The sequence below is a fragment of the Thalassotalea sp. PP2-459 genome (genome assembly GCF_001913705.1).
Lineage (GTDB): Bacteria > Pseudomonadota > Gammaproteobacteria > Enterobacterales > Alteromonadaceae > Thalassotalea_C > Thalassotalea_C hakodatensis.
In genome coordinates this window covers 169,241-193,033 of record NZ_MKQD01000019.1, presented here as the reverse complement: position 1 = coordinate 193,033, position 23,793 = coordinate 169,241, and the positions used below count along the sequence as shown (strand labels likewise).

The 23,793-nt window shown below is 37.6% G+C and carries 18 protein-coding genes; 8 read left to right on the top strand and 10 right to left on the bottom strand.

From position 1 onward, the window contains the following. The first annotated feature begins 47 nt into the window (after positions 1-47). Entirely contained in the window at positions 48-1,517 is a 1,470-nt protein-coding gene (gene astD / locus BI291_RS04265) for a succinylglutamate-semialdehyde dehydrogenase (protein WP_074496504.1), read from the top strand. 111 nt (positions 1,518-1,628) lie between these two features. After that, positions 1,629-2,429, top strand: a complete 801-nt coding sequence (locus BI291_RS04260; protein ID WP_074496503.1) for a DUF1338 domain-containing protein — start codon at positions 1,629-1,631, stop codon at positions 2,427-2,429. Between the two features lie 103 nt (positions 2,430-2,532). Here the strand turns inward: BI291_RS04260 and BI291_RS04255 are convergent, their stop codons facing one another. Continuing rightward, a complete protein-coding gene (locus tag BI291_RS04255) occupies positions 2,533-2,865 on the bottom strand; it encodes a DUF3718 domain-containing protein (protein WP_074496502.1) in 333 nt (110 codons plus the stop codon). A 738-nt stretch (positions 2,866-3,603) separates the two neighbouring features. On the opposite strand from BI291_RS04255, the gene BI291_RS04250 reads away from it, so the two are divergent. From BI291_RS04250 to BI291_RS04235, 4 genes are read left to right on the top strand one after another with little or no spacing between them, the layout of a single operon-like run. Continuing rightward, positions 3,604-6,231: a bifunctional diguanylate cyclase/phosphodiesterase gene (locus BI291_RS04250; protein WP_074496501.1), complete on the top strand. Its 2,628-nt coding sequence runs from the start codon at positions 3,604-3,606 to the stop codon at positions 6,229-6,231. 21 nt (positions 6,232-6,252) lie between these two features. Further along, positions 6,253-9,273: a chemotaxis protein CheB gene (locus BI291_RS04245; protein ID WP_074496500.1), complete on the top strand. Its 3,021-nt coding sequence runs from the start codon at positions 6,253-6,255 to the stop codon at positions 9,271-9,273. A gap of 48 nt (positions 9,274-9,321) precedes the next feature. Then, positions 9,322-11,919, top strand: coding sequence for an ATP-binding protein (locus BI291_RS04240; RefSeq protein WP_074496499.1), 2,598 nt, complete (start codon positions 9,322-9,324; stop codon positions 11,917-11,919). Continuing rightward, a complete protein-coding gene (locus BI291_RS04235) occupies positions 11,912-12,352 on the top strand; it encodes a response regulator (protein ID WP_074496498.1) in 441 nt (146 codons plus the stop codon). Before BI291_RS04240 ends, BI291_RS04235 begins: the two co-directional genes overlap by 8 nt. A gap of 17 nt (positions 12,353-12,369) precedes the next feature. Here the strand turns inward: BI291_RS04235 and BI291_RS04230 are convergent, their stop codons facing one another. From BI291_RS04230 to BI291_RS04205, 6 genes are all read right to left on the bottom strand, one after another. Continuing rightward, positions 12,370-12,858, bottom strand: a complete 489-nt coding sequence (locus tag BI291_RS04230) for a hypothetical protein (protein WP_139302551.1) — start codon at positions 12,856-12,858, stop codon at positions 12,370-12,372. A gap of 14 nt (positions 12,859-12,872) precedes the next feature. Beyond that, positions 12,873-13,562 carry a hypothetical protein gene (locus tag BI291_RS04225; protein ID WP_074496496.1) on the bottom strand — a complete coding sequence of 230 codons (690 nt, stop codon included), beginning with the start codon at positions 13,560-13,562 and terminating at the stop codon, positions 12,873-12,875. Positions 13,563-13,813: 251 nt separating this feature from the next. Further along, on the bottom strand, positions 13,814-14,251 hold the full coding sequence (locus BI291_RS04220; protein ID WP_074496495.1) for a group 1 truncated hemoglobin: 438 nt from the start codon (positions 14,249-14,251) through the stop codon (positions 13,814-13,816). Beyond that, positions 14,251-15,072, bottom strand: a complete 822-nt coding sequence (locus BI291_RS04215; RefSeq protein ID WP_254849517.1) for a DUF3034 family protein — start codon at positions 15,070-15,072, stop codon at positions 14,251-14,253. The genes BI291_RS04220 and BI291_RS04215 overlap by 1 nt, the downstream gene beginning before the upstream one ends. Beyond that, positions 15,056-17,386 (bottom strand): GGDEF domain-containing phosphodiesterase, encoded by a 2,331-nt coding sequence (locus BI291_RS04210; RefSeq protein WP_074496534.1) that lies wholly within the window; start codon positions 17,384-17,386, stop codon positions 15,056-15,058. The genes BI291_RS04215 and BI291_RS04210 overlap by 17 nt, the downstream gene beginning before the upstream one ends. Next, a complete protein-coding gene (locus BI291_RS04205; RefSeq protein WP_074496533.1) occupies positions 17,376-18,029 on the bottom strand; it encodes a methylamine utilization protein in 654 nt (217 codons plus the stop codon). The genes BI291_RS04210 and BI291_RS04205 overlap by 11 nt, the downstream gene beginning before the upstream one ends. 232 nt (positions 18,030-18,261) lie before the next feature. Here BI291_RS04205 and BI291_RS04200 point away from each other — a divergent pair, with 232 nt between their 5' ends. Next, entirely contained in the window at positions 18,262-20,430 is a 2,169-nt protein-coding gene (locus BI291_RS04200) for a WD40 repeat domain-containing protein (protein ID WP_074496493.1), read from the top strand. Positions 20,431-20,520: 90 nt separating this feature from the next. On the opposite strand, the gene BI291_RS04195 is transcribed toward BI291_RS04200, so the two are convergent. The 3 genes from BI291_RS04195 to BI291_RS04185 are packed head-to-tail and all read right to left on the bottom strand — an operon-like array spanning position 20,521 to position 22,724. Further along, positions 20,521-21,504: a glutathione S-transferase family protein gene (locus BI291_RS04195; protein WP_074496492.1), complete on the bottom strand. Its 984-nt coding sequence runs from the start codon at positions 21,502-21,504 to the stop codon at positions 20,521-20,523. Between the two features lie 55 nt (positions 21,505-21,559). Further along, positions 21,560-22,255, bottom strand: coding sequence for a pirin family protein (locus tag BI291_RS04190; RefSeq protein WP_074496491.1), 696 nt, complete (start codon positions 22,253-22,255; stop codon positions 21,560-21,562). 19 nt (positions 22,256-22,274) lie between these two features. Next, positions 22,275-22,724: a DoxX family protein gene (locus BI291_RS04185; RefSeq protein WP_074496490.1), complete on the bottom strand. Its 450-nt coding sequence runs from the start codon at positions 22,722-22,724 to the stop codon at positions 22,275-22,277. A 143-nt stretch (positions 22,725-22,867) separates the two neighbouring features. Here BI291_RS04185 and BI291_RS04180 point away from each other — a divergent pair, with 143 nt between their 5' ends. Beyond that, positions 22,868-23,761: a LysR substrate-binding domain-containing protein gene (locus tag BI291_RS04180; protein WP_074496489.1), complete on the top strand. Its 894-nt coding sequence runs from the start codon at positions 22,868-22,870 to the stop codon at positions 23,759-23,761. The last annotated feature ends 32 nt before the right edge of the window (positions 23,762-23,793 follow it).

Here is a 23,793-nt window from a genome sequence, read left to right as displayed (position 1 = left end):
ATTCGCATTCAACAAAATACACGCAACAGTCGTGATGAGGAAAAACAATGACGCACCCAATACAATTTATCAATGGCCAATGGCTAGAAGGACAAGGCTCAGCCTTTAACTCTGTTAACCCTGCAAACAACACTGAAATATGGCAAGGGAATGCGGCAAGTGAGCAACAAGTTGAACAAGCTATCAAAGCAGCACGCAATGCATTTACTCCATGGTCCTCTCAATCGGTAGAGTCACGTATTGCCTTAACTGAAAAATTTGCTCAGTTATTGACTGATAACAAAGAAACATTAGCAACAACTATCGCACAAGAAACAGGAAAGCCACTTTGGGAAACCAGAACCGAAGTGGGTGCAATGGTCGGTAAAATTGCCATTTCAGTTAAAGCGTATCATGAAAGAACAGGGACCGTTGAAAACCCAATGCCTGGTGCAAAAGCATTTATTCGTCATAAGCCTCATGGCGTAGTTGCCGTTTTCGGTCCTTATAATTTCCCTGGTCATTTACCAAATGGCCATATCGTGCCTGCATTAATTGCTGGAAATACTATTGTATTTAAGCCTAGTGAATTAACGCCATTAACGGCAGAGGTCACTTTAAAGTTATGGCAAGAAGCCGGGCTTCCCGAAGGTGTACTTAATATGGTACAAGGTGAAGTTTCAACAGGTAAGGCACTGGCGAACCATCCACAAATTGATGGCCTATTTTTTACCGGCAGCTCAACAACAGGTAAATTATTGCATGAGCAATTTGGTGGTCTTCCTGGCAAAATTTTAGCATTAGAGATGGGCGGTAATAACCCGCTAATCATTAAAGATGTTAAAAACACTGATGCCGTAGTACATGACATTTTACAGTCTGCTTTTATTAGCGCAGGTCAACGCTGTACTTGTGCACGTCGTCTATTTATTCAATCAGGTGAACAAGGCGATACAATACTTGCCAAACTGATTGAGTCAACAAAAGCCATTAGTGTTGGTTATTATGATGATGAACAGCAACCATTTATTGGTTCAATGATTTCTGAAAAAGCCGCATTAGGATTAGTAAGCGCTCAAGATAAACTCATCAAACTTGGTGCTAAATCATTAGTTGAATTAACCCATAAAAAGGCAGGTACTGGGTTTGTAACACCAGGTATTTTAGATGTTACTGGTATAGATATTCCAGATGAAGAACATTTTGGTCCCTTATTAAAAGTGTATCGTTATACTGACTTTGACGCTGCCATTGATGAAGGAAATAACACCGCATTTGGTTTATCGGCAGGTTTACTTGCAGACAATGAAGCAGACTATCAACACTTTTTCTCACGTATAAGAGCAGGCATTGTTAACTGGAACAAGCCAATTACAGGTGCTAGTAGCGCCGCACCTTTTGGTGGCATTGGAGACAGTGGCAACCATAGAGCCAGCGCTTATTATGCAGCAGATTATTGTGCATACCCAGTGGCTTCTGTAGAAGCTAACGCCGTATCGTTACCTGAAAACTTATCGCCAGGACTTACCATAAAATAAAGACTGATCACGCTTTAATGAAGCCAGCACTGCCTTCGTTAAAGCGTATTAATCCCTAAATACTAAAAACACGTTATTTTTAGCACCCAATACAATGTAGTGAGAGATATCATGAGCGTTGAAGTAAAAAAATTATTCGATAATATTTGGCAAAATTATTTACAAGTTACTCCCTCTGCTGAGAAAATTCATCAGTTATTAGGTTCGGGCAGCGATGTGATCAACGATCATGTGGCATATCGCACCTTTAACCACGAAAAAGTAAACATTGAGAAACTTGCCCAACATTTATTAGCACTTGGCTATAAAGAAGGTGGGGAGTATCACTTTGAAGCCAAAAAATTATACGCAAAACACTTTGAGCATGAAGATGATACGTTGCCAAAAGTGTTTATTAGCGAATTATTAGTGGAAGAGTTTTCTCCGCAAGCTCAAGCTATTATCAATAAAGTAGTTGACCATATTGATGCATCATTAGTAGCAACGCCAGAGTTACTGTATTCAGGTAGAAACTGGCCGTTAAGCTATGAAGAATACCAAACCCTGCTAGCAGAAAGTGAATATGCCGCTTGGTTGTCAGCATGGGGGTATCGCGCAAACCACTTCACCGTTAGCATCAACTATTTAGAAAACTTTGATGACATCGAACAAGTTAACCAATGCTTGAAAGATGCAGGTTACGCACTGAACGCTTCAGGCGGTGAGATAAAAGGCAACGCAGAAGTGAAATTAGAACAATCATCCACCATGGCGGATAAAGCTAAGGTTGAATTTTCTGATCAAACCGTTGAAATTCCCTCATGCTTTTACGAGTTTGCCAAACGGTATCCTTTAGAGAATGGTAAATTGTATACGGGATTTGTCGCTGCCTCAGCCGACAAGATATTTGAAAGTACCAACTCAAAAATTTAATAAACATAATATGAATGCTGCTCAGTTAGCGTAAACCAACTAACTGAGCTTTTTCAGCATAATTTTCAGCATAATTTTCAGCATATCAAAGTATTTACCCTTGTTATTTTTGTGCTTGATGTTGAGCAATATCTGTAATTGATACTTGTTGTTCACCACGTTCAATCATGTGAATCATCACTTCTGGACGCTTACCGTGCTTTTCAACGAAGGCTAAAATATTTTCACCGTTACACGCAATATTTTTAGCGACAAACTTAGCTGAATACCCTGAGGCTTTGATCTGGTTATGCATCACCGCGCGATTTCCATTTGCAGCAGCCATACATAAACTTGTTTCAATTGAGCCATCTGAAGCGGTTAACTTCTCAGCTTGCGCCGTCGCGGCAACACCTGTAATCATTAATGCACTTACTAATACTTTTTTAATAAACATAGTCACTTCCACCCTTTATTACTGACAACACAACACATGTTGTTCGTATATATAGTGGCAATAAAATCAGATAAAGTTGTTTATTTAAGCACTGAGAGTGTAATAATTCATGTCAATACTATTAAATGTTTACGAGAATATTCGTAAAAAATATAATGGCAACCAGCTGATTTAATTATCAAAAACAAACTTGACTATACAACTTATAAAAAAACACAAAAGATTACATTCATCAAGTAAAGCCTATTAATTATTCAATAACAACACAGTCATGATAACTTTCTGCTTTGTCGTACGAACGATGGTAAATTTAATCTAAAACAGTGTTGAATATTTTCATTGCAACTTTCAGTTCAAGTTATACTCAGTATGATCACAATAGCCATATAAATAACTACATCTTCTACATACTTCTAATTTAAATTGTACAAACGCACAATTATTTTTTTTCGCTACAATGAAAACCCGTGATGTTTTAGTTCGTAATAAGCCAATAGGTACTTTAAGGAATAAAATGGATTATCTTCTGAAGTTTGAATGTTCTAATATCAAGAAAGTTCAGCTAAGTTATTGGCTATAAAAACTTTATTTGAATTGTTTTTTAACGTTATATTCAATTTTTATTATCCATTTTCTATTTGTTTTACTATAGTTAAATATTGAACAGTTGTTTTAGTTAGGAACAGCGACACGGCCAATTATTTAATTAGCAGTAAAGTAATGATGTAGGAACACAATATGGATATACAGTTCTTTGAAAGTAGTGCACGACGACAAGATAGCTCCTTAAGGGTTGCCGTAGATCGCATACACAATAAACTTCAACATTTACAATCTGAAAAACAATTAATTCAATTAGTGACAGAACTATTATGTGAATTATCAGAATCACGCCATGTGTTAGCGTTTAAACTTTCTTTTGATGATCAAAGAACCCCTTATTTTGAAAGAATAGCTGCCGCTGAAAGTACACCGCTAAGTACTCAACCATTGCCCTGCACTCAACATCTCGCCATTAATACTAGAACCAAGCCGCTTTATAAAGCTTATGTTGCTAATTGCCCAACAGTACTGCATGAAGCCGAACTATTAACAGAAATTCATCCTCACGGGGAAGAGAATCGGCAAGCGGTAATGTTTCCTGTTCATGATGTAGAAAAGCCTATAGCAATGTTTATGTTGTTTGACGCTAAATCGCCTTATCATATTAATCAAATTGTTCGTTATATTCCGTTATTTAATGCACTGAACCATGTGCGACGTTTACTAAAAGCATCACCTATTAATGCACATAAACTGACCAAACTAGAACCAAGTTTCAAGCAAAATTATTCCTTATTAGAGACGCTTTCACCTAACCCAATTTTAATTCTTAAAAAAGATTTAAATATCGCCCGAATAAACCCTTCCCTAGAGGCCTTATTAGGGTTTGACAACAGTCAATTAGTGAATGAGCACATTAGTAAAATTATTCCTGAACACCATAAGCATCAGCATAAGTTAAGAATCGCGCTAAGTTTTCAACATATTGGTCAAGCAAACAAACAACACATCACCATAAATACGCACGATAATGTTCCGTTAAATATGTCCTGTAGTATTGTAAAAATAATGGAAGCAGGCGAAGTTCGCATTCTGGTGTTAATGCTTGATCAATACGAAGATCACTCTGTACAACAACGCTACGAGCTAGAATTGGCACGCTTCAAAGCGTTATCTGAGCTTGTACCTATTGGTATTCTTCAAACGGATGAAAATTGGCATACGCGATATGTAAACAATAAATGGCTAGAAACCCTAGGTATTGAACGGCAGGATGTTGATAAACTTAATTGGACTCAATTATTTAGCACCGAACAAGCTGAGTCTATTTTAGCCAACTTATATGAATCGTTAAATTGTCATCAAACCTTTGAATTTGAAGGCAGTATTTTCACGAATTATGAAAAAGAATTATGGATCCACTTTGAAGCTCGACCGCTATTCGATATGCAAGGTAATCTGTCTGGCTTTATAGCCTCAATTGTCGACAACACTTTTCATCATAATACTGAAGAACGTTTAAGGGATATAGCCGAGACTGACCATTTAACAAAATTACCCAATCGATTAGCGTTAACCAATAGGCTCGCCAATTCGCTAGAGCGTGTAGAACGCCGTGGTGCCATGGCCATGTTAAGTTTAGACCTAGACGGTTTTAAAAACGTGAACGACACCATGGGACACGATGCTGGTGATAAGTTATTAGTGCTTGTTGCTAATAGGATTTTAAAGGTATTGCGTAAGGAAGACTTTCTCGCGCGGTTAGGCGGCGATGAGTTCATTGTGTTACTCGAACAATTAGCGGACTCTGAAGTGGCTTCAGCAGTTGCTAACAAAATTTTAAACGCAATGAATAAACCCTTCATTATCGAATCTGAGGAAGTATTTATCTCATCAAGTATCGGTATTTGTTTCGCCCTTGCAGGACAAAAAACTACAAGTTCTCTGCTTATGAAACAAGCAGATATTGCGATGTATCACGCAAAAGACATGGGTCGTAATACCATTCAGTACTATTCATCGAATTTAGACAAAATTTCTCGCGATCGTTTAGAGTTAGGCAATAGCTTGCATAAAGCTGTGAGTCAGAAAGAGTTTGAGCTTTTTTATCAATTACAAATTAATAACTCAGAACAAACCATTGTCGGCCTTGAAGCATTACTCAGATGGCGAAAAAATGGCGAATTACTTATTGGGCCTGAACAATTCATTCCGTTATTAGAAGAAATTGGTTTAATTATTCCCGTCGGAAGATTTGTTATTAAGCAAGCATTAACGCAACTCGCTGCTTGGATCTCAGCAGGAAAATTAACTAAAAATGTAGCGATGGCGGTTAATTTAAGCCCAAAACAATTTCGAGACTCTGATCTCATTAAATTTATATTAAAATGCATTGATGACAATAAGTTACAAGGGAACAATCTCGTACTCGAAGTAACAGAAACCACCTTGTTACAAGATAATAAAGAAGTAACTTTTATTTTAAAAGAACTTGCTAGTTGCGGCATAAAAATAGCGTTAGATGATTTTGGCACAGGTTACTCTTCTTTAAGCCACTTAAAAAATTACCCAATTGCAGAAATAAAAATTGATCGCAGTTTCATTAGCGATATTTTAACCGATGAAAGTGATCAAGAGATCACTAAAGCAGTGATTGCAATGGCACATGCATTAAATATTGATGTTGTAGCTGAAGGCATTGAAAACAAAGAAATACTTGACGAGATTATCCTAATGAAGTGTGTCATAGGTCAAGGCTATTTTTATAACAAACCCTTACCCGCAATTGATATCGAAGCCTTATTTGATAACTATAAGCCTTAGAAAGATAAATAGGATCACTAAATGGACGTTCACAACACACCATGTATCACCCCGAATTACTGTATTGGCATTGGTGCTTCTGCTGGCGGGCTAGAAGCATTAAGATCTTTTGTCAATACCATTCCTAATGACACTAACCACGCTTATATTATTATCCAGCATTTATCTCCTAACTTTAAAAGTATGATGCCTGAGTTACTCGCAAAGCATACTGATTTGCCCATCGAAAACCTTAAAGACGGAACGCTCATCGAAGCCAATCATATCTATTTAGCGCCCCCCCGTAAAAATGTCATACTCGCGGAAGGAAATACATTACTCGTAGAACAAATGGAAAAGCCAGGAGGTAACTTTCCAATCGATGCTTTTTTTCATTCTCTAGCAGAAGACCAACAGAATCAAGCAATTGCTATTATACTTTCAGGTACAGGCAGCGACGGCTCAAGAGGCATAAAATCTATCAAAGAAGTAGGTGGATTAGTCATAGTTCAAGAGCCCTCCGATGCTACTTTTGATGGCATGCCTTTTAATGCCGTAAAAACAGGCTTTGCTGACATAGTTGACACTGCAGACAATATGATGACTAAAATTACTCAATATACTAACCATACCGTGATTTCTGGCGAAAAGCCTGTCGTTGAACCCGACAAAAGTATTGAACATGCGTTATCTGATATATACAGCTTGTTAAAAGCCAAAAGTGATATTGACTTCAGCCACTATAAAGGTAAAACCATCGTTAGACGTATAGAAAGGCGAATGGGAATTAATATGGTCGAGAGTGTAACTGATTACTACACTTACTTATTAAAAAACCCTAAAGAATTACAAACACTCGCAAAAGATATGCTAATAGGCGTTACCCGATTTTTCAGAGATGAAGACGCGTATGACTTTCTAAACAGTGTTATCCCAAACATAATTGAACAATCATCCCCTGACGATATTCTGCGTATTTGGAGTGCCTGCTGCTCAACCGGTGAAGAAGCATACAGTCTCGCTATTTTAATCGATGAATATCTCTCAAAACAAAACATTGACCGGACGGTGCGCGTCTTTGCCACTGATGTTGATGCAGATGCCATTGCTGAAGCTGGTTTAGGCCGATTTGCGCGAAATATCGAAGATGACGTTAGCTCCGAACGGTTAGAAAAATACTTTGATATACAAGATGACTACTATGTTATCAAACCTAATATTCGTAAAATGGTCATTTTTGCTACACATAATCTACTTACTGATCCTCCTTTCTCTAATTGTCAGTTAGCCGTGTGCCGAAATGCATTGATATATTTTCAGCCCAAAGCACAAAAACGTATCCTTACTCTGTTGCACTTCTCACTAAACAAAGATGGATATTTATTCTTAGGCTCTTCAGAATCATTAGGTGAAATGAAACAGCATTTTCATGTTGAGAATGAACGTCAGCGTATTTACCGAAAAATAGACAACTCAAAAATGATGATTGAGTCAGTACCACCACTAGATCAACAAAATGCGAAGACCAATAAAAGTCCTTCAATTAGTCAGCTGTTGTCAAGCTACCAGCAATCATCCAAAAGCCCAAATTATTCACCCGTATTAGAAAAAATCATAGAAGAATATTCACCGCCAGCTATTATTTTATCTGAAGAGCAAAGCGTGGTTCACGTTTTTGGTGATGTAAGTCCATACACTAGAAAAATAAGTGCAGGGCAATTTAGCTCGCTACTTTCAGACTATATTATTGAAAGTTTAAGCGTCGCTGTTTCTACAGCGTTATATCGAGCGCAGTCACTCAATTCAAACGTGCATTACGAAAAGATACATTATCAAGACGATAATAGTGACAGACAATGTGTCAACCTAAGGGTTCTTTATTTAGATTCTCCTAGATTAACCAGTCATTATTTTGTCGTACTTTTTGAACAAGAAAAAATAGCTCCTAAACTTAATCATGAAAACATGATCATTGATGACAATAATAATCAGGATCATAACAAGCAGATAATTTCTGATTTAGAAGACGCGTTGAGAACCAAACAGGAACATCTACAGGTTACCGTTGAAGAATTGCAAACAACCAATGAAGAACTGCAAAGTTCTAATGAAGAGTTAATGGCCGCTAATGAAGAATTGCAAAGCACAAATGAAGAGTTACAGTCTGTTAATGAGGAGTTATATACTGTAAATAGTGAATACCAAGAAAAAATGGAGCTCACCCTTCAAAGCAAACTTGATACTGATAATGTAATCAGATCAGCCGATATTGGCTTTATTTTTCTTGATGAAGCACTACTGATCCGTAAATTTTCTCCTTCAATTGTTAATGATGTAAATTTATTGGATAGTGATATAGGGCGTCCTTTCCATCATATTTCTCATGCGCTTGACTACGATGATTTACTTCATGATATAGCGGAAGTATTAAAGACAAATAATGACATTAGTGTGCAAGTTAATCGACTTGATAATCAAGGCCAACGATTAATTAAAATATCGCCATACCGAGACCAATATGGCGTAGCATTAGGTTGCGTAATCAATATTACTGACATCACTGAAATTGTTACCTTAAAAAGCCAACTTCATGACTCATGGCAGCGACTAAAGCAAACTCAAGGCGCATCACTATTCTTAGAAAATAAAGACGTAATAAACCTATTAATTGTTGATGACGATGAAGTTGACTTACATGCTATACGAAGAAATATAGACATTGAACGAGAAGATCATTATACCTTTAATATATCAACCGCTAATAATGCTGCTGATGCATTAACAATGCTCACCGAAAAAGAATTTGATGTTTGCATTATAGATTATCTTTTAGCTGGCGATGATGGTTTAGTTCTGATTGAAAAGGTACAACAACTCAACTCAAATAGTGCTTTTATTCTGTTGTCAGGCATGCTGACACAAGCGCTAAGAGAAAAAGCTTTTGCTTTGGGGGTTTATGATGTTTTGGCGAAAGACGAGATCACACCGGCACTGATTCAAAGGAGTATTAGTTACACCTTGATTCATAAAAAAACCAACCAATTTTTGCAGTCCTGTAGCTAGTAAAATGATGTAAAAAAACCTGTGCCTTGGCACCATGAAAGGATAAAAATGTTTAATATCAATCATATTGTATTAAGTCGTTACCTCGGTGCTTGCGTTTCCATGCTAGCCATAATCGTAATTTATGGTTGGTTTTCTCGTACACCTTTATTAGTTCAAATACATCACTCTTTTGTGGCAATGCAGTTTAACACTGCTCTATGCTTTTTACTCTGCGGAATAGGCGTTTTTGCTCATTCATTGCAACAAAAAAAACTTTCAACAAGCTATGCATCTTTGGTGGTGTTAATAAGCACGACAACTTTTATCGAATATATTGCTCAAGTTGATTTATACATCGATCAATTATTTATTGAACATTATATTACCACTAATACAACTCATCCTGGTCGTATGGCGATTAGTACAGCGCTTTGTTTTATGCTAACAGGCACAACAATTATCGCTCATAACATTCATCCACGCTTACATATACATAAAATTATTGGTCCTGCCGTAAGTGGAATGGGAGCCGTTGCCTTTATTGGTTATATTTTCAGTATTGAAACTGCTTACGGGTTAGGCAATCTGTCAGCCATGGCAGTTCATACCGCTATTGGTTTTATTGTAATTGGCATTGCTTTGACATTGATGTCAACATTATCATCTGATTCTTCAGTACTCTTTGGACAATACTGGAAAGAAAGCACCTTAACAGTTGCCTTAATTGTCTTTACTTTTGCTTTGTCGCAGGCAGTTGAAAGTTGGCAACACCAGCAACTCCAAGAGAAATTAAACGCCCACACAAAAAACGTAACACAAGCGTTAAAAGCCTTAATCGATACTCGTGTTGATGCCTTAAACAGGTTAGCTCATCGCTGGTACGTGTATGATTCATTAACTAAAAAACAGTGGGAGAACGATAGCCTACATTATGTGAATGACTTCCCAGACATAAAAGCAATTGAGTGGGTTAACAGCAATATGTTGGTCAAATGGGTCGTACCAATAGCAGGAAACGAAAAAGCGATTAATTTTGATCTTTCATCTGAGAGTAAAAGACATACAACTTTACTGCGCTCTCAAAAAATGATGCGCGCTTCTATTTCACCTTCAATTAACTTAGTTCAGGGACCTCCTGGCTTTTTAATCACAGTGCCTTTAAAAAACGAACAAGCTAAAAATGGTTATTTCGTCGCTGTCATTACCTACGACGAACTACTCGAGGTATTAGCGAATAACTTCCACCTTAATAATTTTACGTTATCTATCGCCGAAAATAACCAAAAAATAGCACAGTATCACCAAGAAAAAGAAAGCGATAAACAATACACTTCCACACAGGCTTTATCATTTTATGGTATTAACTGGCAAGTTACACTCAACTTCAGCGAAAACTATGCAATATCGTTACGTTCACGTTTGCCTAACGTAATATTAATATCAGGAATGCTCGCTATTTTTATTAGTTTACTCTTTATGAAGCTATGGCGGGATGCCGCATTACATTCACAAAAGTTATTACACGAAATAACACAACACGAAAACACGAAAGCATTATTGAGCTACGAAGAAAATAGATTAAGAACTACACTTCAAAGTATGGTAGATAGTGTTGTGCTTGCCGATCATCAAGGAAGAATTTTAAGTATCAATCAAGCCACAACGGCACTTTTTGGTTATAACGAAGATGAAATAATTGGCAAAAATATAAGATTGTTAATGCCAGAGCCAGAACATTCCCAACATGATGACTACATAGCTAACAATTTACGCGGCACTACACCAAAAATTATTGGCGTTGGTCGCGAAGTGATTGCGAAGAAGAAAAATCAAGAATCGTTCCCTATCCATCTATCTATCGCGCACATGACTATAGACGATGAGCAATTTTTTTCAGCGATTATTCGAGATATTAGTCAACAGAAGGCTACTGAATTAGCACTCGCTAAATACACAAAAGAACTTGAACGTAGTAATAAGGAGTTATCTGAATTTGCCTATATTGCTTCTCACGACCTTAAAGCACCCTTAAGAGGGATCATGCAATTATCCAACTGGATTGACGAAGAGCTACATGAAAATAAAAATTCACAGATAACTGAATACTTACGGCTCATGCAAAGCAGAACTTCTCGACTAGAAAAGCTACTTGATGACTTGCTTTCATACGCAACATTAACCGAAAAAGTAGAAAAACTTACCACGATCAATGTGGACTTATTAATAGTTGATACCTTTCAACTTTTAAACCCACCGGCAAGTATTCATCTAGAAATAAACAGCGATATTGTATCTTTCAATACCATTGCTGTGCCACTTGAACAAGTATTAAGAAATTTAATTAACAATGCAATTAGACATCACGATAAAGAAACGGGTCATATCACTGTCTCAATTAAACTGATTGAGCAGGGATATCAATTTTCAGTGTGTGATGATGGCCCTGGCATTGAACCACAATATCACCAACAAATTTTTGGTATTTTTAAAACCTTGAAGCCACGTGATGAGTTAGAAGGCAGCGGTATGGGTTTAGCAATTGTTAAAAAGATCCTTGATACTTATGATTGTAACATTACCATAGACTCTAATGGAGATGCTGGTACGTGCTTTGTTTTTACTTGGCCAGATGAAGCAACATTAAAGAGGTTAATTGATGACTAAACATAACCAAAACAATAAAACGGCTATATTACTTGTTGAAGATGACGACCTTGATGCAGTGAGTGTAAAACGCGCGTTAACAAAGTTAAATACAAACAACCCCATTTACCGTGCTAAAGACGGCTTACAAGGGTTTGAATTAATGCGTAGTGAATTAAGCGGACGCCCTTTTGTGATCTTACTTGATTTAAATATGCCCAAAATGAACGGGTTAGCAATGCTTAAAGCATTGCGCGAAGATCCAAAACTTTCACATAACATCGTTTATGTACTCACTACATCGAATAGAGAACAAGATAAAACAAGTGCTTATCAACACCATATTGCTGGGTATTTTTTAAAATCTACACTAAACCATGACTATTCAGAATTGGGGTCAATGCTCAATCAGTACCTACAGATAAATGAACCTCCGGTACAACATGCTAATTAACATTTTTAAGAGCCCTCTCATGACTGGGTTATTGTTGAAAATATACATTTAGCTAAAGGTATATCTAATGCCCCTTTACCTTTAACTTTCCCTGATAGTAATGGTTTATGGCTCATTTCCAACAGCAATGGCGCTGAAGGTAGAATATTATCAATAATAAAAGCGACTTTATCAACCATAATTATCAACTCTCCCTCACCGGCTGCAACTGAATATCGCCTCCGGTTAATAACCTTTACATGCGAATAATCATTAATGTATTGTCCTACGTCATATTGCAGTACCCATTGTTTTTCTTCTAATGTGCCAGAAAGACTATCAATAGCAATCACGTCTTGCGTTTGAAACGTCTTAGGATGTTTAAAACAAAAAACCTCTTTAGGACAGGTAAGCTGCCAATCAACTAATGTAAATGAATGGCATTGTGAACTTAAGCCTTCTTTCGCTTGTAACATTAACGACATCAGACCTGATAGCAATACGACAAGTAACTGCCCTCGTTTCAATAACAGCACCGTTTTTAATACCGACGACTCAAAGGTTGATAGGTTACCTTCACGTTGTGTTGATACAATAATGCAATAACAAGCAACAAAAACAGCACCAATGTAGCCGGCTCTGAAACTTTAGTTAGCTCACGTACTATCAATACTGGGTTAATATCAATCCAATAGGTATTATCAATGTTTTGCACTAGCGGGCTTCGACGAATTTGTGCCACTTCAGCCTCAGTGAGTAGCGTTCTATTATTGAGACTAGGATTCATGAGGAATCCGCCATTTAAATGAGGTAAGCCTAAGTTGTGTCCAAGCTCATGGGCTAATAACTCGCTACCATATCCACTATCAGCAAACCTTGATTCCACAACAAAATCATTACCAAAATATTCACCACATCCCACAATATTAGTGCCAGTAGAGCTGCCACAGGCACTAATGGTATCGATAAAATAAAAATTAACGATATTAAAACCACCTGAATGCATATTAAATAATTGGCGCACTTCTTCTCTTGAGGTGATATCTAATAAATTAGGGGCTAAAATTTCAGAGGGCTGGCCGATACGAATATCAATGGGCAAATCACCGAACGAATCCTGTGAATATATCCTATCTAGTTCTTCTTCATTTATGGTGATATAAGCTGCTTGGCTTGAAGCCGAAACAAACAACATCATAATAATAACTGCGATTGATTTTTCCAGTGTCATGTCCGTTCACCTACTATGCGTTAAGGGGAAGTCACCAGCAAAACTCAACGGTTTTTTATTATTGTAATGATCAAGTTACACACTAATGCACTTTGATTACAAACGTTGAAACTCTATTCATTTTACATGTCTTTGCTGATGCTACAGATGGAATAAATTAAACAGAGTAAAAACGATTATTAATTAACTTTAGAACTGATGCTGAAATTTGCCAGTTTTTCACAGTTAAACTTCAGCATTAATAGCGGAGTTTAGCGTTTAATCACTTCTTCACGCATAGGAGCTAAACGTGCCAGTAAACGATTTTGAACAGGATAAGAAATTCCCGTATGCTCCATAGCACGTATGAGTAATTCAACAACTCGATTAAAGTCACCTTCTGTGATGTGCATGCCCGTATGGATATCTATCATAGAATCACCTTTATATTCGCAAGGGCCTTGGCTTATTGCACACATATGATTAATAAAGCCCTCTCGGAAGTGGCTAACACTCGATTTCGCAAAATAGGGGAATATTTCTTTGTCTTTCACAATTTCAACAATGAACTGGTCAACAAGTGTCGTTAGCCCTTCTCGTTCACCCAATGCTTTATACAAATTATTCTGCTGTAGCGACTGTTGTGTAGAACATGACACAACACTGAGACTAAGTAAAACTAACCATTCTGCGTGCTTTAAAGAAAACATTAAAATTGCCCCGACATTGAAACATACCAACCATGCTGATTATCAATATTTGCAATAGTCCCTAAATCTAAATAAGCCACAGTCATATTGAAGTGTTTATTCGGAAACCACGCTAAAAATACATCATGCCAATTACTTTCTTTTACCGCTAGATTTTCAGACTTAACCCGATACTCAGTGCCAAGCGCCAGATGGTTATTTAACATAATCGCTGCTGAAATTTCTGGGTGTAGCGCACCATTACCTTCAGCGCCTCCATAACCTAAAAGCCCCATTTCATTAGCTGATGAATAGCGTAACGTGGCATTCCAGAGAAAATTATAACCGGCAATAGCGCCTAAATGTAATTTACTCGCTGCGAGATACACATCAGTGCCTTTATCTTCTTTGGCGCCTAAAGCAAAGGCAATGCCTGGTGTTTCTAACATTTTATGTTGTACGCCTAATGATATCTGCGGCCAATCGCTATACACCAAATCACCGTATAAGCGCACTTTCATGCCAATAACCTCTTGCGAAAGCGTGAGTGAAAGTGGCTCAACATCAAAATCCTGTTTGGCATAAGACACTTCAACACGATCATAAAAATTAACTTGTGCACCACAGCTATCTAAGCGGAAGTCTTGTACTTGTGCTTTTGAGCAAAATACCGATGCTGCTATTTCATCTTCAGTAGCGTACCCCGCTAATTGTGCCCAAGGAACAATACCGCCACCGCCAGCACCTTCAACCTGTGAAACCCCTGGGGTTGCTAAAATTTTTCCATTGGCAAAGCATACGCAAGGCATGCAGAATAACAATGTACTAAGTTGTCGTTTCATAGCATTCATACCATTCAATTAACTTCTCCGCCGATAGCGGCTTTGATAAATAATACCCTTGTGCATAATCGCATTTGTATTCATCGAGTAACGCTAAGCTTTCTGCCGTTTCAACACCTTCTGCAACGACTTGTAGCCCAAGACGGTGGCCTAGCAATACGGTAGACATAACAATATCTTGATCTTGTTTATTTTTATCTAAATTTAAAATAAAACACTTATCAATTTTTAATTCATCCACCGGTAAATGTTTAAGTTTTGCCAGCGACGACTGTCCAATACCATAATCATCTACCGATATTTGAAAACCTAATGATTTAAGATAAGAAAGCCTAGAAGCGACTAAGTTCTCATTTTCAGCTAAATCCCGCTCGGTTAACTCTAAGGTTATTTGTTGCGGTTCTACTTGTTTTGCTGCGACGGTATCTAATAAATATTCAACAAACGTATCATGTTGAATATCTTGCGCGGATAAGTTAATAGACACTTTAAACGTATAGCCTTGCAGGTTCCAATGCTCTATCTGTTTAACCACATGAAGTATTACCCAGCGCGTTAGGGTAACTATCAATCCTGCTTTTTCTGCTAAGCCAACAAATAACTCTGGATTCACAAAATCACCTTCTTTATTTATCCAACGAATTAACGCTTCAAGTTTATCAACTCGTCCAGTAGCCATGTTTAACTTAGGTTGATAATTCATAAATAAGGGACTATCTTCGGCTTCCAAAGCTGACTTTAACTCATCAATAAGTGAGAGCTTATACATATAAGCTTCATCTTCACCTTGCTGATAATAGCGCACTGTCACTTGTTCATTAATTGCCGCCGAAACGGCCATTGAAGCTCTACGAATCATATGTTCGGCATCAATGCTGATGTGCTCATCAAACTGAGCAATACCAAAGTACAGCGAAAGGTTGATTTTAATATCACTCACCCAATAAGGACGATCTAATTCTGATTGTAAATGCGTTAAAAATTTAGCAATATAATCTGTAGATATTGTATCTATAGCGACAAGAAACTCATCAGCGCCCGTTCGAGCAACCCCTATCACGTTAACATCTCCGGCTGATAAAGGCCCTAGGTAATGAAATGTTCGATGTGCAAGCTCTTGAAGAATTTTATCACCATTAGAAATACCAATGGTGTCATTTAACGTTTTAAAATCTTTGATGTTAAAAGCAACTAAGGTGCTCTGTTTGCTATACGTGGTTGTTTCTTCCAACGATTGCAACATTTTTTGCCTATTATATAGCCCCGTAAGTAAGTCACGCTCTGCTTGATATTTTATCGCTTTTTCACGATTTTCAATTTCTGCGCCCATCACAGAAAAACTCTGATATAGCTCAGTAAATTCACGAGGCAAATCCCCTGATAATTTTGGAATGACTAAATCACCCCGTCCAACTCGTTGGGTTAAATTCATCAAAATATTAAGGGGTTTAGACAAACCATTTGATAATAATCGAGATAATGCTATTGCGATCACAATAACAAACAATGCAATAAACAAAATAGATGAGATTAGTTGATTAAAATCATGATGAATTCGAACCAAAGAGGCAGACAAAAGCACGGATAGAGTTTTAGAATTGCCTAAGGGTCTAACTTGGTGATAGTAATCAGCACTTGATAGTAAAATATTTGACGGCGGTGCTATCGCCTCTTGCATAATTTGTTCGGGTGAATACTGACTTTTCATTGTCGTAGCCAATATTTTTTCACGTTGAACAATAGAGATATCAAGCGAAATCATGTCTTTTAACTCAACCAACGACGTCTGGCCAAACTCAAAGCCAATAACCGTATAAGCAATCACTCTTGGTGCTTTTACCGGTAACACAATCACTTGGTAAACCTCATTATCAATCCGTAAGAATTGCGCATGAACATTACGAAAGGGCAGCGATTGAATACCTTCTGTAACCGCTTGTAATGATAACGTTTTAGATGCACTCGTGGTGATTAAATTACCGGTTAAATCAAGTAACATCATTAAGTCCGCATTTATACGTTCACCATGATTAAGTAACACGCTGTCAATGGTATTTTTATCTTGCGAAGCTACCGCCTGTTTAAAACCAAAATCAGCCGCTAAGACACTGGCAGCAGTAATCAACATTTTTTCTTGAGTGATCAAGTTTTGATTTAATACATTTTCAGCGAAGTTAAACTGTTGTTTAATTTGTTGTTCGGCGTAATCAGCAATGCGAAACCAATAACTTGCCGTTAAAGAAAGAACGGTTAGCAATATCAACCCCGTTGATAGCCATGTTATTTGGGTTTTAAAGCGATATTTAGTGAGCATGACCAAATACATCTTCAAAGCTATCTGTCTTAGCCGGTTCTGTGGTGTTTATCGCCAAGGTGATGCGTTGCTTTTTCACTTCAAATGTTTCAAATGATTGACGGTAATCAACACCTTGCTGCGCGTTAGCATGCCAAACAGTTATATCGGTGATTTGCTCAGCAGGTATATCAATGTGCACCTCTCCACGTTCATTACTGATAAAGGTATTTTTATTATCAGTAACATAAATATAACCAACCATCCCATCATGAATGTTACACCCTAATACAACCAAACCTTGTTTTTCAAAAGGAATGGGCGCTTTAGGTTTACCTGCATATAATTTTAATTCAAATGGTTTGGTAGGTGAAAATGAATACACATGATGACGAATATCATCACTGTTGGGGAAACTAACGTTACTGCTTTTAGGTACAATTAATACTTCAGGAGAGAATCGCTTATTGACTTGATCCATGATAAAAGTCTTATCGTTAGCAGTCCAAGGCGCTGATGCCTTTTTTGTATTTACCTCTATAATTGCCGATTTTAAAGGCTCTTTAGCTTGGTTTTCAACATGTAGTACAGTTTGCGCCTTGATAGACATTGAAAGCAGTACAGTTACTAAAACAACCATACCTGTAATGTTTAAACCATGCATAAGTAAACCCATTAAATAACAGCATTATAAGTCAGCATAACCTTGCTATGCGCCAGTGTCTATTTTTGACGAAAATGAATGCAGTATAAGTAATGCCAAATCAACGCATTATACCAATTCGTTGTACTCAACAATATATTCCTATATAGTTTGATACGTTTATAAATCATAAGCTTACCGCCAAAATATTTAACTATATTTTCATGACGTCTAATTGGAGTATTCGGTCAAGATGAAAAAATATAATATCGCCATTGTGCTATCTTTGGTAATTGCAATACTACCTCCCTTTGTAGATGCATCTACAAGACCTACCAATCAGAATGTGTTAAATCAAACCGACGAATCAGGAAAAATTGCCATAACAGGTAAGCCCTGTAAAAGACATGCTTCATCTTGTAATGGTGTAACAGTTAAAAACCTTGAAACGGGCGCTATTATTTTCCAAGAAAATAAGGTCTCTTATAAGCTTGATTATAATCAAAACCCTTATAGCCCTATAGGGGGGCGATATTATAATTTTACCATGGCACCAAATGGTGAACGCTTCGGTTTTTGGTTTGAACGCTGGAACAGTAGCGAAGACTATTTTTATATCTATCAGACCAACCCGGTAAAACTCATTCAAAAAATAAAAGGTGGAGACTGGGATGACAGAGCAGAGTTTTCCGCTTCAGGTAAACGATTAGTGCTTGAAAACCACAATCGTTTAGCCGTATTTGACGTTGATTCAGGCAAACGTCTACCGTTAGAAAATGCTAAATTCGACAATAGTCGTGAAGTGTTATCAATCGCTATTACGCCAGATGATACTAAATTAATTTCGACTGTCGAATACGGTATTGTCGCTTGGGATTTAGCAACCGGTAAGCATCTTTATAATCATAATACTCGTAAGCGATCTGGCTTCGTGGTTTCCGGCACTAATTATGGTAGTGGGCAATTACGCTTTTCCAAAGATAACAAAACGGCATTATCGGTAAGTGGGAGCATTTTTGTACTTGATGTTAATACAGGCCAATTAATTAAACGCTTTAAAACAAAAAAACTATCACCAAATGATACGCATTATGCAAAAGTAGATTTTATTGACCAAGGTAATTTACCTTTGGTTACCGTATTTTCGCCACTAGAATTCCTAAAAAGTGATAAGTACGAAGTATTTATCGCCGACTGGCAACAAGAAAAACGATTAATGAAGATAGGGGAAACAGGCGATAATTATCATCAATTACGTAAACATGCCCTCGAGCTTACCTCTAGCAAATACACAGAGCAACTGCTTGAAGAAACTGAAAAAGCAAAGCATTTAACAGGGATAGCGCAACTAACCAAACTAGCCGCGTTATATCAGCAAAATGATGTACCACTAAGTCGCTATTTTCCAGAGAGAAGGCAATGGATTGAGCAATTAAAAACAGACTGGTACACACTTGCCAAGCAGCACATTAACCAAGCGAAAAACAATGGCAATGTACAACTATTGCAAACACTTATTAACAGTGATTTGCTTGGTAACAAAGAAAATCGAGTACTCGCCTATCAATCGTTGCATAGCGTTTTAAAAAATAACGATGATTATAAAAGATTAATTGCACTTGCCGAATCTGACTATATTCCTGCTCAAATAAAAAGAGACAGCTTACTTGATGCCATAGAACGTTACCCAGATACAACAAAGTTAACTGACTATTTAGCCTTGGCTGATAAATTTAATGACGATACAAGTGTGACAAACGCGGTATTTAACAAAGTTTATCAACGCGTAAAAGAAGCTGATAACATCGCGTCGTATCAGTGGTATATTAAGCATGTCCCGCAAAGTGAACACACCCAAGAGGCGTTACTTACCTTATATAAGCGCGCATTTGAGCTCGCAGACGACAGAGGCACTATCGCCAGTTATAACGACTTTATCATTGCTTATCCATTTGCCCCACAAGTGAATCAAGCAACTGATAATGCAAGAGAATTAGAAGAAGATGAATACTCAAGTTACTTTAGTAGCGACGAAGAACTTTCGCGTCGTTTGTTAGTACGTTCAAAACAAATATCGCGTATTGCTAATCAATATCGTTATGACAATACGGGTTATTTATTAGTCATTGATCGGATGAATACTCTGTTGCAAGACATGTACCCAGGCCAAGATGCAACGTTACGTCATTTAGAGTCTGAAGAATTTAAAGATTTTCATCGAGATTTTAGTCGAGCAATGCGCTCATTATCGACTAAGTTAGATAATATCAACGATAACGTTAAAGACTTAAAACGACATGTAGCTAAACAATCAGACATGATCGAACAACATTTTGAAAAAGCAGCCCAAGACCGAGAAACTGCAAGTGAGCTAACTCGCCAACACCGCATGTGGGAGCGTTATTTACAAGGTAAAAGTTAACAAAAGCGCAGCGAGATACAATTTATTTGGGCTAACATGATCAGTAAGTTTTATACACTGAACGGGTTAGCCCAAGGCATTAAATCTCATCTAACTCGTAACATCTGAACGATTATGCGCCGTTTGATAATCAATATCAGGTCCTACTGGCACAATTTGAGTAGGGTTAATCATGTCATGACTGAAATAATAATGGCGCTTAATATGTTCAAAATTTACGGTATCAGCAACATGTGGCACTTGAAATAACTCACGAACATAATTCGCAAGATTTGGGTATTGCTCAATCATGCGTTTATTACATTTAAAATGGCCAAAATAAACCGCATCAAAGCGAATTAACGTAGTGAATAATCGCCAGTCTGCTTCAGTAATTTGATCACCCACAAGGTAGCGTTTAGTGGCTAATATTTTTTCTATGTCATCTAAGGCGTTAAACAAGTTTTCGTAAGCTTCTTCATACGCAGACTGCGTGGTAGCAAACCCCGTTTTATACACACCATTATTAATATTGTCATAGACAACAGTGTTTATTTCATCAATATCATGTTGCAATTCGGATGGATAAAAATCGACGGTGTTTCCAGTAATATCATCAAAAGCACTGTTGAACATACGAATGATCTCAGCAGATTCATTGCTCACTATTCGCTGTTGTTTTTTATCCCAAAGCATTGGTACGGTAACGCGTCCAGTGTATTTTTCATTATTGCGAAGGTACAGTTGATAAAGGTATTCTGAATCATATAAATCATCACCAACACCAGCTTTTGTTTTATCGAAGCTCCAGCCCTTATCCAGCATATCGGGGCTAACAATCGACACACCAATGTGTGGCTGTAAACCTATTAATGCCCTAAAAATTAAGGTTCGGTGCGCCCACGGACAGGCTAAACAGACATATAAATGATAACGGCCTGATTCTGCTTTAAACCCTGAATCTCCTGTTGGTCCCGCACTGCCATCTTGCGTTATCCAATGACGAAGTTGTGATTGTTCGCGTTTAAATTTACCTTCATTTTCTTCTGTGTCATACCATGTATCATGCCAAACACCGTCTACTAATAACCCCATATAAACCTCCTATAAATGCTTTGCTGAATGTTAAAACCTATTAATATTTCATCAACTACGACAATTCAAACACTAGTGCAGTAACACTGCTCTTACCATAATTTTTCAATTCAAGTAATGATTCGTTAGTCACTTTTGCCCCATCCCCAGGCGCTAACGCAGTGCCATTTATGTTGAGTACGCCAGAAATTAGATGCACATAAATTTTTCGCCCTAACGGCACTTGATAAACGTCTTTAGTGTTTTCGGTTAGTACAAGCTGGCTTAAGCGCATATCTTGTTTTATCTTCAATGTATCCGCTTCACCTGTGGGTGTAACAATCGTTGTTAAACCTTGAGCGTTACCAAAAGCTTTTTGTTGATAACTAGGTCGTTCACCAAATATGTTGGGTTCGATCCAAATTTGCAAAAAACGTGAAGCCTTATTAGTAGACGCATTGTATTCACTATGAAAAATACCTTTACCCGCAGACATTAGTTGAAACTCACCCGCAGGTAACCTTTCTACATTACCTACACTATCTTTGTGCTCGAGCGCTCCTTCAATCACAAAACTAATAATTTCCATATCACGATGACCATGGGTATCAAAGCCTTTACCCGCTTGCACGATATCGTCGTTAATGACACGTAATGCGGAAAAGCCCATGTGTTTAGGGTCATAATATTGGCCAAAAGAAAAACTGTGCTTACTGTCTAACCAACCAAAGTTTGCCCTGCCTCGATCGTTTGCTTTTCTCAGTTCGATCATTATTTTACTCCTTTTGGTATTAATTCTTCGCCAACGCTTTATTTAACAGGTTATCTAACGCCAACTTACCTGCCCCTGAAAAAGCGAGTGATACACTTGCTGCTAACAACGCTAAACCGAATTCATAACCATTGTTTGACATAAACAACCCGTTCTCGAAATGAACAGCAAAAATAGCGACCACCATGGTTACCGATAACGCAACTGCTGCAGGACGCGTTAACAAGCCAAACAATATAAATGCCCCCCCGAAGAATTCGCCGCTACCGGCTAACAACGCCATTAAATACCCTGGCGATAAACCGATAGATTCCATCCAACCACCAGTTCCTTCTAAGCCATAACCACCAAACCAGCCAAATAATTTTTGTGCACCATGCGCGATAAAAATAATGCCAATAGGAATGCGTAACGCTAATGTGGAATACCCTGCTTTTGTTGCAATAATGGCTTTCAATAATGTTTTCATGTTTTTTCCTCAATAATTTTTAATTAACAATATCGTTGATAACCGCGAATCAACTGTTGAAATCAAGTATACAGCTGCTAATGTATGTAAAATATCGGAAGATTTTGAAATATTACTTCAAAATATTTGAATAAATAAAAATTATGCACCCAGCAATTACATTAGAGGCATTACGCGCGCTTGATGCGATAAATAAAACTGGTAGCTTTGCGGCGGCTGCGCAATCGTTATACAAAGTACCCTCAGCCTTAACTTACACCATTAAAAAGCTCGAAGAAGACATTGGTGCAACATTGTTTGATCGCTCAAAACAGCGTGCTGTATTAACGCCTGCAGGCAAATTAGTACTTGAACACGGAAGAGAAATTCTACACGCCACGTCAAAAATGGTTGATGCGGTCACACAATTAGAGTCTGGTTGGGAAAAACAATTGCGCATTGCCCGCGATACTATCATTCCTAACACCATCTTGTTTGATATACTCGGTGAGTTTACTCAACTAAAACAAAACGTTGACGTAGCATTAAGCGTAGAAGCTTTAGGGGGTGGTTGGGATGCTCTACACAGCCAAAGAGCTGATATCGTTATTGGTGCATCAGGGGAACTACCAAAAGGTATGTTCCACACGTTTAAAATAGCCCAATTAACCTTTATTTTCGCAGTACCACCTGAGCATGCGTTAGCTAACATTAACGTGCCTATCGAGACCGAACATTTACGCGAATACCCTTCTGTTGTTGTTGCCGATAGCTCACAATATTTACCTGCACGTAACAGTGGTTTATTTAATAGTAAGCAAGTGATCACAGTAAACAATATGAATGCTAAAGTTGAAGCACAACGTCGTGGTATTGGGGTTGGCTTTTTACCCCTTCATTATGCACAGCCTTACCTTGAATCAGGAGAACTTATTCAAAAACCTTGCACACTGCCAAGGCCAAACCAAGACGTATTTATCGCTTGGCATAAAGGCCACGAAGGAAAAGCCTTTGACTGGTTTATTGATAAACTCTGTAAAGCTGATTGGCGGTTATAATTTTTCAAGGTGATTTTCTATCGCTTTATCAA